A 16,548-nucleotide genomic window follows, 5' to 3' on the forward strand; every position below is an offset into this window, starting at 1 on the left:
AACCCGCCGCGCCCTTGGCACGGGCCTTTATCGCATCGAGTGGTGGCTTGCCTTGATACTGCTCGGCGATCAGCCCCGAAAACGGGCCCGATCCGCCCATCGAAAGGCTGACCGACGGCCCCTCCTTGCCATGAACCTGGCTCGAACCGGCCCCGGAAAGTACGCCGCTGTCGGCGAAGCCGCCGATCACGGCGATGCTTTTGGCAGATGCCGCAAGGGGCAAAACGCCGCGCTCGTTGCGCAGCAGGACTATTCCCTGCTGCGCGACATCGAGGGATACTTTCAGGTTCCGCTCGAAATCGATCGCTCCACTCGCCGTGAAAGGCTTGTCCAGTCCGCGCGCATAGATGGCCGAAAGAATACGCCGATTCATGTCATCGACGCGTATCGAGTAGGCGGTATCCGCTGCCGCCTTTTCCGTCAGCGGTGCTGCGAACCAGGGCTTCTTGTCCATCTGCTCGCCCGATTGTTGGTCAAGACCGTGGATCGCCGCCTGGGTGCCGGGAACGGCGCCCCAATCGGACATCACGAAGCCCTTGAAGCCCCAGTCCTGCTTGAGAACAGAGTTTAAAAGCCAGTCATTGTCGCAGGCATAGGCCCCGTTGACCTTGTTGTAGGCGCACATCACCGAGGCCGGATCGCCGATCTCCATGCCGATCCGAAAGGCCAGGAGATCGCTTTCCCGGGCGGCCTTCTCGGAAATATGCGCATCCAGAAAATAGCGACCGCTTTCCTGATCGTTCACGGCGAAGTGCTTTATGGTAGATATGATCCCGTTCGACTGGATTCCCCGGATCGCATGCCCGACGAGAACACCCGACAACAACGGATCTTCGGAAAAATACTCGAACGTCCGACCATTCCTGGGATCGCGCAGCAGGTTCACGCCTCCCGCAAGCATCACGTTGAAACCTTTCGCCCGGGCCTCACCTCCGATCATGCCGCCGGCCACTTCGACCATCTGCGGGTTCCAGCTCGCGGCCATGGCAACGGCTGAAGGAAGCGCCGTAGCGCCGTCCTTGCGAAGCCCCATCAGCCAAGCGACCCCCAGGCTGGCATCAGTCTCGCGCAGCGACGGCACGCCGAGCCTGGGCACGCCATGCACATAGCCGGCACCGATGACGGCATCGGCCGGCAGGTTCAGTGGCCCCATGATCGGCACCGCCAGTTGTCCATGCACCAGCACGGTCTTTTCCTCAGGCGTCATCTGGTCGAGCGTAGCCTGAGCACGCTTTTGCGCTTCGGCCCAACGCTGCCCGACGACACTTGCGGGAACCGGGGCAGCCACACCCTCTTGTGCATGAGCCGGAGCCGACAATGCCGCCGCAAGAGCGAAAAGAGCGATCGTACGTCCAGTATTCGCCATCGTTCATTCCTCAGCCCAATTCCGCCGGAGCGGCGCCTTGCGGCAAATTCGCCAACCGCATCCCACGTCACCCTTGTTAACTTAGAAAGCGGCGCGAAATCGGAATGGGATAGCAATCCGCGATTGGCGCGGCATTCAAAAGATGTTTGGCCAATGCCATGCGAATGGATAGATCGCTCATGCGTTGAGATCGCCGGACGAGCAATTGGGCTTGCCATCCAACTGGCACGTGGTGATTTACCCTCTCAAACTTTCGATGCCTGGTAGCGGAGCCGCAGTCACCGCTCGGCAAGAAATCGACAAAGCTCAATGCCGGCGTGGCCTTGATGACCATGCAGCATTTTTTCAGGAGACTTTCTCATGAAAACAAGCCGGCGACGGTTCATCGCACTTGCGGCCTCGACGGCTCTGGCGTCCTTGGCTCGGCCGATTTCCGCATTGCCGCGCAGGAAGCCGAACTTCATCGTAATTCTTTGCGACGACCTCGGCTATGGTGACATCGAGCCGACCGGAGGCACTGCAATCCCCACGCCAAACCTGAACCGCATGGCGCGCGAAGGCATGGTGCTCACGGATTATTACGCCCCCCAGAATATCTGCACGCCTTCACGCGCGGGATTGCTGACCGGACGCTATCCGATCCGCACGGGGCTGGCCTGGGGCGCCATCCTGCAGCCGGACAAACGAATACTGCCACTCGACGAGGTGACGATCCCCAAGGCGCTCCAGCCGGCCGGATATCGTTCAGGCTTGTTCGGAAAATGGCATCTTGGACATCTCGGACCTGACTGGCAGCCGACCCGGCATGGTTTCGATCGCTTCTACGGCATCCCTTACAGCCATGACATGAAGCCCCTGCAAATCTTCACCGACACCAGCCCCGATCGTCGTGCGAGCGAAGAAGAGCCGGTCATGGCGGAATTGCAGCAGCGCTTCTATGAAGAGGCGGTCAATTTTATCGAGGCGAACAAGGACCAGCCATTTTTCGTCGAACTCGCATTAAGCGCGCCACACCTCGCCAACTACCCCAACCCAAGACACCGCGACGATAAAATGGCGAGTGCTTACGGTGAAGTCGTCGAGGAAATCGACGCCATCGTCGGCGCGCTGATGGTCAAATTGCGTACTCTCGGGCTCGATCGCGACACTCTGGTTCTGTTCACCTCGGACAACGGCCCTTGGTACGAAGGTTCGAGCGGACCGCTACGGGATCGCAAGGGCGGCGCGGGCTACGACGGTGGTTATCGGGTGCCGTGCATCGCATGGCAGCCGGGCACCGTACCGGCCGGGCTACGATGCGATTCCATCGCGATGGGGATCGATTTCCTGCCCACGTTCTGCGCCATGGCGGGCACCCCTGTCCCTGCCGGCCCGGTCATCGACGGCAAGGATATTTCCCAAATCCTGCTTCGAGGCGCGGAAAGCCCACACGAATCCCTCCTTCTTTTTGACGACGAGGAAGTGACGGGGATACGCACCCAGCGCTGGAAATACGTCGCCCAAACATATTACCACGGCCACCTGATGTCCGTAACAACTCGATATCCTCAACTTTACGAAGTCGCCAAGGACCCGGGCGAGAACTACAGCGTAAACGAACGCTACCCCGACGTCGTGAAAGACATGCAGGCGAAGCTCGCCAGCGCGCGCGAGACCTTCAAGCCATTCAAACGAGGCATGCCCGACTATGGAAGCCTGGGCGCGCAAGCGATGCCGCGCCAGGACTGAGAGTGCGCGGATGCCGATCAGCCTAGTAGAGATTGCATTCCCCCGCCATTCCGGGGCAGAGCACGGCAAATGACCGGCAAGCCGACGATATTCGATGTTGCCCGGAAAGTGGGTGTCTCCGGAAAGACCGTCTCGCGCGTCGTGAACAATGATCCGAACGTCAGCGACAAAATGCGCGAGGCCGTGTCTGCGGCTATAGCCGAACTCGGGTATCACCAGAACTTCGCGGCGCGCTCACTACGCTCCAAAAGGTCCTTCATGCTGGGTGTCCTCAGCCCTCCGCAGGACTTCGCCTATTACCATTCTTCCCATGCACGACTGAGCACGGCTTGCCGGCTTCGGGGTTATCACCTGGTCTACGAGCAGGTGGACCTCGATGCCCAGGGCGCAGTAGCAGCGGTGCGCGATCTCCTCGACACGGTGGATTTCGCCGGACTTGTGCTCATGCCCGGCATCGAACGGGACGAGCGCATTCTCGATCTGCTGCGCCAGCACGGCAAGGCGTGGGTGGCGTTCGGCACGGACAGGTCCAGGTCCGGCGGAATGGCGGTACGAGCGGACGAAAACGGTGCGGCGGGTCTGGCCGCAGACCACCTCTGGGATCTGGGCCATCGCCGGTTCTGCATTCTCGAAGCGCCCAAGGGTACTCTTGCGCGAGGTCCGGCGTTCGAAAGACGGCTGCGCGAACGAGGGGCAGATCCGGCGCTGTTCACGCATTTTCGCATAGACCCGACCTTGCCTCCTATGGAAATCGGCCGTCGCGCAGCGATCCATGCGATGGATGCCGTTATACGCCCGACCGCCATGTTCGCGCTGACCGACGCGAATGCCGCAGGTGTCATCAGCACGCTCCTTGCGACGGGGGTCAAGGTACCAGAGCAAATGTCGGTAGTAGGATTCGATGACAGCGAGATCGCCAGCGCCATATTCCCGGCATTGACCACCTTGCGCCAGCCTCTCGCCGAGATGGCCGAGACTGCGATCGGGATGCTGGTCGATCAGCATCGAAAAGACGGCCCGCCGGAGGCGTGCTGTCCCATCGAACTCGTTATCCGGCAATCGACGGCGCGCGCGCCCGATTGATCACCGATCTCAAGGTCGGAGACCCACAACCTGCCCACCACACCAGTGCAACCATCCTCACCACGATGATTGGCAAGCCAAATTGTCATCGATGACAATTCCTTCTAAATCTCGCCAATCGCCTATTCCGGAGGGCTGTAGGGGTTGAAACGGTATGCATGACTGTTCGCGAAGGGGTTTCGGGATCATTGTGGGATCCGGCGCCCTCGCACTATCGGTCGGTGACGCGTTGGCCGCCGCAAAGCGGGGGTCTGAAGCCGCCCCTCGGTTCGACATCCTGCCTTACGTCCACCCCGAACTTCGGGCCATGGTTCCCGTGATCGAACAGATGGGAAGCGGATCGGTGAATGCCGCCACGCTGCCTGCAATGCGCCGGGCGGCTCAAACCAAATCCGCCCCATCGATCGAACATGGCCAGATGCGGATGATACCAGGGCCGCCGAATGCACCCGACGTCCGCATCTACATCCTCAATACCGGGACCACCCGTGGTGCACGTCCGGCGATCGTGCACATGCATGGCGGCGGGTTTGTTGCCGGCACGGCGGCCGACGGGATCGCGACATTGCAGGAAATCGCAGGACAGCTGGACTGCGTCATCGTGACCGTGGACTACCGGCTGGCACCGGAGACCCGGTTCCCAGGAGCGCTGGAAGACAATTACGCGGCCCTGCGCTGGCTTCATGGCCATGCCGCGGAACTGGGCGTCGATCCCACGCGCATCGCCGTCATGGGAGAAAGCGCCGGTGGCGGCCATGCCGCTATGCTGGCCATCGCCGCGCGCGATCGCGGCGAAGTCCCTGTCGTCTACCAAGCGCTGACCTATCCCATGCTGGACGATCGCACGGGCAGCACGCGGATGCCCCCTGCGTATCAGGGCGCCCTGATCTGGAATGCGGCATCTAACCGCTTCGGCTGGTCTTCGCTGCTCGGGATGCAGGCCGGGTCGGCCCACGTTCCGTTCGGCTCGGTGCCCGCACGCCTCGATAACTTCAAGGGCCTTGCGCCTGCCTTCGTCGGCGTGGGCTCGATCGACCTCTTCGTCAATGAGGACATCGAATATGCACGACGGCTGATCGACGCCGGCATTGGCGTAGACCTCCACGTCGTTCCCGGCGGATTTCACGGTTTCGACACCATGCCGACCGCCACCATCGGCAAAGCGTATCGTGCCGCGCTGCTCAGCGGCCTGCGCCTCGCTTTCACGCCCGCGACAGGATCATGACATTGTCCGACATCGAATTCGACCAGCGCCGATCGTCGCGTCGGCGCAGCGCGTCAAAAGCCATGCGCATGGTCCTCGCCGCCTCTGTATCGATCGCTACGCTGCTCGCATCACCCGCGAACAGCCAGGATGCGACCCTTGAAGAAGGTTTTCGCGAACCGCCGATGTCTGCCCGGCCCCGGGTCTGGTGGCACTGGATGAACGGGAATGTGACCGAAGACGGTATTCGCAAGGATATCGAGTGGATGTCTCGCATTGGTCTGGGCGGAATGCAGAATTTCGACGCAACCGTCGTGACGCCGCAGATCGTCGACAAGCGACTTGTCTACATGAGCCCGGAGTGGAAGCAGGCTTTCCGTTTCGCCGCCAGCGAAGCCCAGAAACATGGCCTGGAACTCGCCACGGCATCTTCGCCGGGATGGAGCGAGACTGGCGGCCCTTGGGTAAAGCCCGAGGACGGCATGAAGAAGCTGGTCTGGAGCGAGCTCACCGTGGACGGCTCAAGACGCTTTACCGGGCCTTTGCCATCTCTTCCTTGCACTACCGGGAAATTCCAGGACATCGAGGCGCAGCATGACGCGTTCTCACCCGGCCAGGACGGTTTGCCCTTCCCGCAGCATTCCGCCGATATCGCAGTCCTGGCTTATCGAACTCCCGCAAGCTGGGAGCCCTTGCCAGCGCCGCAAATGATGGCGAACGGCAAGGACCTGCCTGCCGCCACGCTGATCGATGGACTCTTCAGGGACGGTATCGAGATTCCCAGGCCGGCCCAGGCCAATCGCGAGGTCCTCGCCATCGATTTCGGCTCCCCTCGGACGATCCGGTCGCTGACATACCAGATCAGTGACACCGACGGGATGCTCGTTCTGGAAGCCGAGGATCGCGGCGGCAACTGGCGGCGGATTGCACAGCTTGCACCATCGCAGATCGCCTCGACCATCAGCTTCGCGCCCGTCACGGCCACTCGCTTTCGAATGGTCCTCGGCCCGCCCGCGCAGGGCGGAGGCGTACTGGCGCAAATGGGGGATATGACGCCCGGGGTCGACATTCCCGGAATGTTGCAGGCGTTTGGGCCAAAGGGCGCGACAGCGATGATGGGCGGCGGCGCCCACGACACCATCCGCATCGCCGAATTCTCGCTTCAGACCGCACCGAAAGTGAACGCCTTCGAGCAGAAGGCAGGCTTTGCGATCGCCAACGACTATTACGCGCTGGACGGCGACACAGGACCTGAAGTTGCCGGCATCGAACCGGCGGATGTCATGAACCTGACGGATCGCCTCTCCGCAGACGGGCACCTCGACTGGACGCCCCCGAAGGGCCGCTGGACGATCGTGCGCCTCGGCTACTCATTGACCGGCACCATGAACCATCCCGCCACCCGCGAGGCGACCGGGCTGGAAGTGGACAAGTACGACGGTGACGCCGTGGAGCGTTACCTGAAAACCTACATCGGCATGTACGCCGATGCGACAGGCAAGGAACTCATCGGCCATCGCGGCCTGCGGGCGATCGTCACCGACAGCACCGAAATCGGACCGTCGAACTGGACACCCCGCATGCTCGCGGACTTCAAAACCCTGCGGGGGTACGATCCGACACCGTGGCTTCCCGCACTGACGGGCACCATCGTTGGCTCTCGCCGGCAAAGCGACGCGTTCCTCTATGACTATCGCCGGACTTTGAGCGACCTGATGTCGCGCGAACATTATGGCACGATCGCGCGCGTCGCGCATGAAAACGATCTCACCTATTATGGTGAGGCTCTGGAAACCAGTCGTATCGTCCTGGGTGACGACATGGCCATGCGTGCCCATGCCGACATTCCGATGTCGATGTCCGGTGCGGAAATCGACATGCGCGGCGCGGCCTCGGTCGCGCATATATATGGCCAGAACCTGGTCGCGGCCGAATCCCTGACCAACGCGCTGGCGCCTTGGGCAACCTCGCCGTCGGATCTGCACGCGAAGATGGACTTCGCCTTCGCCAGCGGCGTCAATCGCGCGGTGATCCACACGTCGGTCCATCAGCCGACCGACGACAAGAAACCGGGCCTCGCGCTGCTGATCTTCGGCCAGTATTTCAACCGCCACGAGACATGGGCCGAAATGGCCAAGCCATGGGTCGATTATCTCGCTCGTTCCTCGTTCCTGCTGCAACAGGGACGCAATCAGGCCGACGTCGCCTATTTCTATGGCGAAGAAGCGCCACTCGTCGGCCAATTCACGACGATCCCCGAAGATGCGCCTCGCCATTACGGCTTCGACTTCATCAACGCGGACGCGCTGTCCAACGCCTTGACTGTCGAGGGGAAGGACATCGTGACGCCGGGCGGAGCGCGCTACAAGGTTCTCTATCTAGGCGGCACCAGCCATCGCATGACCGCTTCCACGCTGCGCCGGATCGTCACGCTGGTGCAGGCCGGCGCCACGGTCGTAGGACAACCGCCGCAGGATTCTCCAGCGCTCGGCGACGATCCCGCCGAATTTGCCGACCTGGTGAAGCGACTGTGGGGCAATGGTCAGGGCGCGGCAGTCGGCACCGGCAGGGTCATCGGAGGCAAGGACATCGAAAGCGCGCTCGCGTCGATAGGAGTTACACGCGATTTCGCGTACGAGGCGCGGGAGCCGGGTGCCGCCGTCCTGTTTCAGCACCGCACCCTTCCCGATGGCGAAATCTACTACCTGTCCAACCGGTCCGTCCGGCTCGAACATCTGGAGGCCCGCTTCAGGGTGACAGACAAGACGCCCGAAATCTGGCGGGCCGACACCGGCGCCCGGGAACCGGTGTCGTATCGGGTCGAAGCCGGCGAGACTATCGTTTCGATGGACATGGGACCGACGGACTCGTTCTTCGTCGTGTTCGAAAAACCGCTTTCCGCGCCGTCCGCTACCATCGCTGCACCGGTCTGGACGACACTGAAGGATATCGGGGACGGGCCGTGGGAAGTCCATTTCGAACCCGGTCGCGGCGCGCCCGCTCAGACCAGATTGCAATCGCTGCGATCGCTCAGCACATCTGACTTGGCCGGCATCAAGTATTTCTCTGGCGTGGCGACTTACAGCAAAGCGTTCGACCTACCGGCCGCGAAGGCACCCTATCGGCGCCTGGTGCTGGACCTCGGCGAGTTCGGAGATGTTGCCGAAGTGCGGGTCAATGGAACGCTCGCAGGCACTGTGTGGCGCGAACCTCACCGGGTGGAAATAGATGAACTGGTCAAGCCAGGGCGCAATACACTGGAAGTCAAAGTGGCCAACCGCTGGATCAACCGACTCATCGGCGACGCGCAACCCGGCGCGCAGAAAGTGACCTGGACCAGCACACCCACCTACTCGGCCGACGCTCCGCTCCGCCTGTCTGGCTTGGTCGGCCCTGTCCAGCTACTTGTATCCAATCTGGATCCTTGAGCGGGTTGCGGGCGGCGGTATACCTGCCGCCCTCACCGGCCTTACCGACGTGCCAACTTGAACCGGATGATGCGCAATTTGTCGTTCGGGAACAGGAAATACCGTTCATCGCCGTTCATCGTGCGCAAAGGGTGCCAGCGGCCGGCGACGAATTCGCCTTCTTGGGTCGAATCGATTTCAACCTTCGTTCCCGGCGCGGAGAACCGGGCGCTGATGCCCCTCCCCACGACCAGGAACTCGTCCTCGCCACTGTTGATCGCAAGCCCGTAGCCGGTGTCCACCGCTTCCGCTTCAGCGCCCGTTCCCGCACCAAACGCCCCGACGGTCGAAACCGGCCCGGAAATGGAGATCGTATATCCCCCTAGTTGCGTCTGGTGCTGGCCTCCCTTGACGATCCGAAAACCACGCATGGTGCCCTGAGCTTGCGCGCGTGCGATCGGGGCGGTCATTTCGTTGAGCACCTCGTATGCCTGGAACAGCTCCCCGCCATCCGCCGCATCCTCGATGCCGAAGGGAGAGAACGCGATCCCGCCATATTCGCCTATCGAAACGAACAGGTTGCCGGGATCGTTCTTGGCTTCAGGCACGAAAATCGGATTGTCATCGCGTTTGAAATCGCTGAGCGTACCTGCGAAATCATCGACATAGATGTCCGGCGCCAACAGGTCGAGTGAGGGGGCGGCGGCCTTCCACACGTCCATCATGCGTGCAACAGGGCCACCGCTGGGGTAATCGCCGGGTTCGGGCGACTTCGCTTGCGGACCAAGCCAGGCATTGGCGTACATGGGCAAAGCGTGCTGCGCCGCGCCCGCCACCGCCACGCGTTCGATATAGCGGGCGAAAGCCCAGGCCATGAATATTTCGTCTCCGACCTTGTCAGATCCGAAGACTTCACCCCAAGTGCCGGTTTCGCGAGCGCCATTCCGCTCCCAGGCCTGCAACAGGCCGGGGCGCAGGCGCGTGCGATTGTCACGCAGATATGCGATCAACGACGGCGGGACCTGCTGCTGCCAAGCGGCGACCGCCGGCGGCGAACGGTCACGACTATCGCCGAGCAGGCCGACTTCATTTTCGACCTGCACCATGATGACGGTCTGGTCGCGATCGACCTGCCGGATGTGCTGCATCAACGCCGAAAACGCACGGGCGTCGGCTTCGACAAGATTTTCGCTGAACACGCTGATGGTGGGATTGTAGCCGAGATAGGCCGCGATCCCCTTCGGCTTGGCGTTTGGATCGCGCTCGACGCGAGGAAATCGCGTTGCATCCCGGCGAACCCAAGACGGAGTATAAGTCGATTCAGCATTCTTGTAACCGCCGAACCATATCAGGACCAGCCGTATCCCACGCTTGCGGGCCTGCCGTATCTGATCGTCGACGGCAGTGAAATCGAAGCGCCCTTCTTCAGGTTCGACCAGTTCCCAACTGGCCGCCCCGATCACGGTGCGAACGTTGTTCCGTGCCAGCTTGTCCCAGATCGGCGCCATGTATTCAGGGCTCGACGGACTACTGTTGTGAAGTTCTCCGCCGATGACGAGATAAGGCTGGCCATCGACGATGAGTTGCGTCGCTTCGCCATTTCTTTCGAGGCGCGGAAGGGGTTTGCCTTCGGCTTCGGCGGGAAGGCTTGCCACCGATGCCAATCCCGACACGAAGTATATCCAAGTATGTCGCACGACCTTCTCCCTATCTCTTTTGTATGAGTAAAAGGGTTTGGGTAATGTGCAAGGGCCGATGGTCGGCCAGATATCCTTGTCGATACGATATCGTGGGAGGGTGCACCGCCCGCCGCCAAGCGGGCGATGCACCTTCGATCAGAACTTCTTGCTGACGCCGAACTGGAAGAAGCGCCCGATCGTATTGCCATTGATATAGCCGTCCTGCGAGGCAGTTATCGATTGCTGCAGGAACACGGGCGGTGCCTTGTCGAAGACGTTATCTACGTTGAGCGTGAAGGACAAGTCCTTGAACATGCCGGATCCGCTTACGTCGTACTTGAAGAACAGGTTGAAGACGTCGAACGACTTCACCTTGGTCTGAACGCCATCGACCCCAACGGCCGGATTGAGCCCATAGCCACCGCTGTGGTTCCAGGTGACCTGGGCGCGCAGGCCGCCAACGGTGGTGCCCAGCATGGTGCTCGATTTGAACCGGCTGTTGTTGGCAGACAGCAGATCGCTGAACGCCGCGCCGGCAATGGGCTGTTGCTTACGATTGAGTTCGTAGTTGGCGCTGCCCATGAAATCGATCGAGCCGAACCCGGTCGGGACAGTATAGCGAACCGCGAAATCAAGACCGTCTAGTTGCACGTTCGCAAAGTTGCGCTTCCGGGCATCGAGAATGGCATAGCAACCGGTGGCGCCCGTACCGGCCGTTGAGCAACCCGACCCGACGATCGAGGTGGACTGGGCCAGATACGAATTGATCTGCGCCTGTGTCGGATTGGTGATGATGACCGATCCGAAGTTCGTCCAGAAATCGACCTGATTGGTGAAGGACGGGATCGTGATCAGGTCCTTAAACTTGATGTTCCAGTACGTCACGCTCAGGTTCAGGCCGGGCACGAACGGGGGTTCGATATCCGCGCCCAGCGACCAGGTCGTCGCCTTTTCGGGCTTGATGCCCGGAGCGCTACCCAGAACGACCGCCACGTTAGAGTTACCTGGGGCCGGATACTGTCCGCTAGCGACGAGGTTCGCCGGCGGAAGCAGGAAGGACAGCCCGGTGACCTGGTTGTAGGACGTCACATCGACCCGCGCATCGTCCGCCAGGCTGGGAGCAACAAACGACTTGCCCCAGGCTGCGCGCACCTTGACCCACTGGACCGGGCGATACGTGATGCCGAACTTGGGATTGAATGTATCCCCGAAGTCACTGTACTTGTCATAGCGGCCGGATGCGGACACCGTCAGCTGACGAAGCCCCGGCATGCTGTTATCCCCGCCGAAGATCGGAACGACGATCTCGCCGAACGCGGACTTGGTGTTGCGCGAAAGGCTGACGATCGGAATATTTCCGTAAGGGGCGACGATCGCGTTTCCACCGAAGAACAAGCCGCTGTACCCGGTGTTTTCGGTGCCGGGGACGATCGCGCCCTTCTGTGAACGCAAGCCCTCCCGGCTGTATTCGAGGCCACCTGCCAGCTTTACCGCGCCAGCCGGCAGTTCGAACAGCGAACCATCAAGGATCAGTCGGGTATTGAGCAGTTCCTGCCGCGTAAGGCCGAACGATTCGTAGTCGGTCAACGCCTGCAGACCGAGTGGCGTGCTGGAGTTGATGTCATACGGGTTCAACAGGCCCGCACGGATCGCCAGCGGCACCGCCGTCGAATTGTACTGGCCGACATGGTTCTCCGTCGTGCTCTCGCCGTAGCTGCCCAGCGCGCGCAACTGCCAGCCCTTGCCGAGTTCAGCGGTAATAGTGGGCGTCACCCCCCAGGCGCTGAGCGAAAGGCGCTGCTGCTGAACATCATTATCGCCGTAGGAATACGAAACCTGGTGGATTTCGAACGGATTTGCCGGATTGACCCGGTGCGCCGCCATGAACGGGCTGGGCGTGAGGCCGAAGAACGCCGGGCCGATGTATTGCGAGTCGTAGATCGGCCCCAAGCTGGCAGCGACTTTTCGCTCAGAATAGAATGCCCGAAGATCAACCCTGATCGAGTCATTAAGATTCTGCGTGAGGCCGGCGAACACCGAATGACGGTGCTCACGCGGATAGATCGGAGCGCCGTCGCTTTCATCGCACTGATTGGCGGTGTTGGCCGCGGCAGTGCCGGTCGAATAGGGAAGCGCGTACACGGTTCCTGACGGAACAAGTTGCACATTGCCCGGGCTACAACGCAGGCTAGTCACCGGGAACGGAACGCCCGCCACCGTTTTTGGATACATCCGGACGTAATCCCGGTCACGCCCGTAAATGTCACCATGCTCGGAATAGTTGTAGGAGAGGTAGAGCGAACCGGTTCCCCAGTCCTTGCCTGCCGTCGCACTCGCATCGAGCGCATGGTAATTGTCCGCAAATCCGTAGTGCGAGTCCACCTGCAGGCCATCGAACGACTTGCGCGTGATGAAGTTGATGACGCCCGCGACTGCATCCGAACCGTAAATGGCGGACCCGCCGTCGGGGACGATCTCGACATGGTCTATGATGCCCGGCGGCAGGACGTCGGGATCGGGGCTGGTGGATTGAATACCCATGCCCACGATGCGGTGGCCGTCCACAAGGACAAGCGTGGGAGAACTGCCCGCTGTCTGAAAACCGGGAAGATTACGAAGATTCGGCCGGTTGGTCGTGACGTTGTTGAAAGCGCCGGCAGGCTGCTGCAAAGTATTGAACTGTCCGAGCTGTGGGATGGTCTGAAGCAACTGCGCCACCGTCGTCACGCCGGTGGACTTAACATCGTCCTGCGAGACCCCGATCACATTTGTACCTGCCGGGGCGATTCCTCGAATCAGCGTTCCGGTAACGACGATTTCACGAATTTCCTTTTCGCTCAGGTCCGTACCTGACGATGTGGCAGACTCTTTCGTGGTATCATCCTGGGCAAAAGCCGGTTGTGCAAACAGCAGAGCCGAAATAGCTGCCCCGCCCTTCAGAACAGCACAGAGATGGGCACGCTTCTCCCGATACATCATATCTTCCTCTCCTGGATTTTATGTTCTTCAAAATTGTGAACTGCATGCTGGTCTTTCGGCCTTCACGCGCCGGACAAAATTACTGATTCGTCCGACTCGTCAGGCCCAAGCTCCGGCAAAACCACCGCATTTTTCACGGCTGGCCGACACCGGCAGTTGCTGTCCCCCCTCTTTTCACCGGAAACCCGAATACTCATACATTTGTCGCACCTCTGACACAAGGTATTGGATACTTTTTTACGCTCGCGAGTGCAGCCGAGTTCAGGCCTATCCGAACCCAACGGTGCCATTGGGCATCGCCTCGACGACGTCAGGGAGATTGATGTTTTACCGAATCGTTGGTAGGTAAGTGGTATGGCCAATGCAGAAGATCTCTCAGTGCCGCGATTACGGATGGACCGCCGCACGCAACTCATCGATCTGACGATCGCCCTGGTTGGCCGACGCGGTTACAATGGCTTCACGCTCAAGATGCTGGCCGAATGCTCGGGGCTGTCGAATCCTGGCGTGCTGCATTATTTTGCGTCTAAGGACATTCTCCTTCTGGCCGTGCTCGACGAGATCGGGAAAAGGGAGGTCGCGACCTACGGACGCTCGCAAGGGCGTGCCGCCATCGGCATAGCATTGACCGGCGTTCCAATGCAGGCCTGCCTTGCAGCGCTGCGCGTCATGATGGCCAGGATCGTGGAAAATCCGGGACAGGCTCGCTTTCTCACGGCGCTCCACATGGAGGCCACCCATCCGGAACACCCCGCCCATGCCTGGTTCCTCGATCATGAAAAGCAGACGCAGGAATTCTTCATGCGCTTGGTCGCCTTCTGTCCAGACCCGCACGAAACGGCGGATCTGCTGATCGCCTTGATGCATGGGCTGACGCTGGTTTGGCTAAAATCGGATGGCGCGTTCAATCTTGTGGAACGATGGGACAAGGCGATCCGGACCGTCCTGCCAGACCAGAATAACGACACTCACGCGGCTCGATCGGCGAATTCGGGCGGGTGACCCGGTCAAGCTCCCGACCCGACCGAACTTGCCATTTTGCCTTTATCGAAAAACAGGGAAAGGATTGAACACATGCACAGGATAGGCAGAAACTTGTGTTTTGGCCTCACACTGCTTGTAGCCTGCGCTCTTGGCATAAACGCCGGCATTGGGGATGAAGCCGCCGCATCGGCCCAAGCCCCGGCAGTCGCAGGACCGGTATCAGGGCCTGTATCAGGATCGCCCGGAAGGGTACCGAACGGGATCGTCGCCGCAGACCTCGCAGGATTGTGCAATGCGACGGCCATGCAGGCGGTCGCGTCACAGCTCAAGACCAAGGTTTCGATCCACAAGCTGCCGCCCGAAGAGATGCCCGGACCTTTCTTCGAAGGCGGCACCAAGTTCAAGGCAGCTTCCGGTGATCTTCCTGCCTATTGTCAGGTCACCGGCAGCTTCGTGACGAACCCCGAGACTGGCAAGACCGCGAACTTTCTCGCGACGCTTCCAATGGTCTGGAACCAGAAGTACCTCCAGTTGGGCTGCGGCGGCCATTGCGGCACGTTCGCCGTGAGCGACGCGGCCTCGCCCACCATCACCATCACCAACCAGGGCAAGCCGGGCGACAGCATCAGGAAGGGCTATGCTTCCTTCGCGACCGATGAGGGCCATGCCGGGTTCACGCAAGGCAAGTGGGCGATCACGGGCCCCGGCGAGATCAGCCAGGATTACCTGGACGACTATCTGTACCGCTCGCACAAGGTGCTCGCCCGCATGGGCAAGGACTTCACCACCGCCTTCTATGCGCAGGCCACCGGCAAGGCTCGCAAGATCACCTATTCGTACTTCTGCGGCTGCTCCGGCGGAGGGCGCGACGCACTGGTCGCGGCGGCCTATTTCCCTGAGGAATTCGACGGCATCGTTTCCGGGTCGCCTTATGCCAACCTCGCGAACCTCTCGTTTCTCACCACCGGTGTATCGCTTGCCACGGTCCGCACCCCGGATGCCGAAGTGCCGCAAGCGCTCGTCGCACAGATCAACCCCATCGTGCTGGCCAAGTGCGATGCGCTCGACGGCGTCAAGGACGGCCTGATCCAGAACCCGATGGCTTGCACGTTCCGCCCCGAGGTCGATCTGCCGCGCTGCGCCAATGACAAGCGCGGAGACACCTGCTTCACCAAGGCTCAGATCGAGAGCATCAGCACGTTCCTGACGGCCGCCACCGACCAGCAGGGACGGGTCATACAGCCGGGCTATTCGGTCAGCGAGATCCAGAACGCGCTACTTCTTGCGCCCGCCAATGCCGGCCAGCCGGTTCCCTGGCCCGATACCGGCAATCCCGCGACCGGCGCTTCCAACGGTATGGCACTGCTTGGCGACACGGTGCTGCGGGTCTTCACTCACCGCAACGACCCGGCGTTCCAGACATCGTCGATCATTTCCTACGGTTCCGGCGGGCCGGGGAAGGTGACCGGCTTCCGCGTGATCGCACCGGCTGCGGAAGCCGCCAAAGCCAATGCGGCGCTGCGGATGGGCATCGGCGACATTCCCCAGAACGCCGCTCGCCTGTTCAAGGCCAATCACAAGCTGATGTTGTGGGTCAACATGAGCGATCACTTGCTGACGCCCTACATGTCGATCAATTATTACAAGAACCTCGCAAAGACGTATGGCGGCTATGCAAAGGTGCAGAAGAATATCAGGCTGTTCGCCCTGCCCGGCACCGCGCATTGCAGCGGCGGCGGCATCGGCGAAGGCCCCGGCAGCTTCGATGCGCTGAGCGCGATGGAAGAATGGGTGGAAAAGGGCAAGGCCCCCAACTCCCTGCCCGCAACGCTGTACAAGGCGAACCAGTTCGGCGTCGATTTCAAGAAGCCGGAAGGTCGCACGATGCCGCTTTGCAAGTTCCCCGAAATGGCCAAGTACAATGGCAAAGGTGATGTCCGCAATGCCGCCAACTGGCGCTGCATCGAAGGCGACACCGGTATGCTGAAGATGGGCGAAGCAGGCCGTCAGGCAGGCGTCGTCGAATGACCTGGGCCTGATCCTTCCGGCCCACCGGAACGGCCGGTGCCATGTCGCTACCCGCGCATGGCACCGGCTTCATCCCACTATCTCCCGAGA

General features: G+C 61.0%; 10 protein-coding genes. 6 read left to right on the plus strand and 4 right to left on the minus strand.

From position 1 onward, the window contains the following. Both LH128_RS15945 and LH128_RS34150 read right to left on the minus strand, forming a co-directional pair. Nucleotides 1–1,366 (minus strand): glycoside hydrolase family 3 protein (locus LH128_RS15945; RefSeq protein ID WP_037519761.1); only part of this gene is annotated, 1,366 nt, incomplete at its 3' end. Nucleotides 1,367–1,644: 278 nt separating this feature from the next. Continuing rightward, on the minus strand, nt 1,645–1,830 hold the full coding sequence (locus LH128_RS34150) for a hypothetical protein (RefSeq protein WP_202950119.1): 186 nt from the start codon (nt 1,828–1,830) through the stop codon (nt 1,645–1,647). Between LH128_RS34150 and LH128_RS15950 the strand changes: the two genes are divergently transcribed. The 4 genes from LH128_RS15950 to LH128_RS15965 all read left to right on the plus strand — a co-directional run bounded on the left by LH128_RS15950 (nt 1,805) and on the right by LH128_RS15965 (nt 8,809). After that, nucleotides 1,805–3,094: a sulfatase family protein gene (locus LH128_RS15950; protein ID WP_327195184.1), complete on the plus strand. Its 1,290-nt coding sequence runs from the start codon at nt 1,805–1,807 to the stop codon at nt 3,092–3,094. The two genes, LH128_RS34150 and LH128_RS15950, sit on opposite strands and share 26 nt — an antisense overlap. Before the next feature lie 69 nt (nt 3,095–3,163). After that, nucleotides 3,164–4,177, plus strand: a complete 1,014-nt coding sequence (locus LH128_RS15955; RefSeq protein WP_008830693.1) for a LacI family DNA-binding transcriptional regulator — start codon at nt 3,164–3,166, stop codon at nt 4,175–4,177. 190 nt (nt 4,178–4,367) lie between these two features. After that, nucleotides 4,368–5,402, plus strand: a complete 1,035-nt coding sequence (locus LH128_RS15960) for an alpha/beta hydrolase (RefSeq protein ID WP_327195185.1) — start codon at nt 4,368–4,370, stop codon at nt 5,400–5,402. Further along, the gene (locus LH128_RS15965) at nt 5,399–8,809 is read left to right on the plus strand and encodes a glycosyl hydrolase (protein ID WP_008830695.1); all 3,411 of its coding nucleotides are present in this window, start codon (nt 5,399–5,401) and stop codon (nt 8,807–8,809) included. Before LH128_RS15960 ends, LH128_RS15965 begins: the two co-directional genes overlap by 4 nt. A 41-nt stretch (nt 8,810–8,850) precedes the next feature. Here LH128_RS15965 and LH128_RS15970 read toward each other — a convergent pair whose 3' ends face one another. Further along, the gene (locus LH128_RS15970) at nt 8,851–10,443 is read right to left on the minus strand and encodes a GH35 family beta-galactosidase (RefSeq protein ID WP_008830696.1); all 1,593 of its coding nucleotides are present in this window, start codon (nt 10,441–10,443) and stop codon (nt 8,851–8,853) included. 180 nt (nt 10,444–10,623) lie between these two features. Next, a complete protein-coding gene (locus tag LH128_RS15975) occupies nt 10,624–13,446 on the minus strand; it encodes a TonB-dependent receptor domain-containing protein (RefSeq protein ID WP_083910238.1) in 2,823 nt (940 codons plus the stop codon). 354 nt (nt 13,447–13,800) lie between these two features. Here LH128_RS15975 and LH128_RS15980 point away from each other — a divergent pair, with 354 nt between their 5' ends. Beyond that, a complete protein-coding gene (locus LH128_RS15980) occupies nt 13,801–14,448 on the plus strand; it encodes a TetR/AcrR family transcriptional regulator (RefSeq protein ID WP_083910240.1) in 648 nt (215 codons plus the stop codon). A 285-nt stretch (nt 14,449–14,733) separates the two neighbouring features. Next, nucleotides 14,734–16,458, plus strand: a complete 1,725-nt coding sequence (locus tag LH128_RS15985; RefSeq protein WP_008830699.1) for a tannase/feruloyl esterase family alpha/beta hydrolase — start codon at nt 14,734–14,736, stop codon at nt 16,456–16,458. Nucleotides 16,459–16,548 lie beyond the last annotated feature (90 nt).

The sequence above is a fragment of the Sphingomonas sp. LH128 genome (assembly GCF_000293195.2).
Lineage (GTDB): Bacteria > Pseudomonadota > Alphaproteobacteria > Sphingomonadales > Sphingomonadaceae > Novosphingobium > Novosphingobium resinovorum_A.

Bases quoted from the DNA above. Each gene is read 5' to 3' on its own strand.
- LH128_RS15955 (WP_008830693.1), top strand. From the start codon at position 3,164: ATGACCGGCAAGCCGACGATATTCGATGTTGCCCGGAAAGTGGGTGTC.
- LH128_RS34150 (WP_202950119.1), bottom strand. From the start codon at position 1,830: ATGAAGTTCGGCTTCCTGCGCGGCAATGCGGAAATCGGCCGAGCCAAG.
- LH128_RS15965 (WP_008830695.1), top strand. From the start codon at position 5,399: ATGACATTGTCCGACATCGAATTCGACCAGCGCCGATCGTCGCGTCGG.
- LH128_RS15980 (WP_083910240.1), top strand. From the start codon at position 13,801: ATGGCCAATGCAGAAGATCTCTCAGTGCCGCGATTACGGATGGACCGC.
- LH128_RS15975 (WP_083910238.1), bottom strand. From the start codon at position 13,446: ATGATGTATCGGGAGAAGCGTGCCCATCTCTGTGCTGTTCTGAAGGGC.
- LH128_RS15985 (WP_008830699.1), top strand. From the start codon at position 14,734: ATGCAGGCGGTCGCGTCACAGCTCAAGACCAAGGTTTCGATCCACAAG.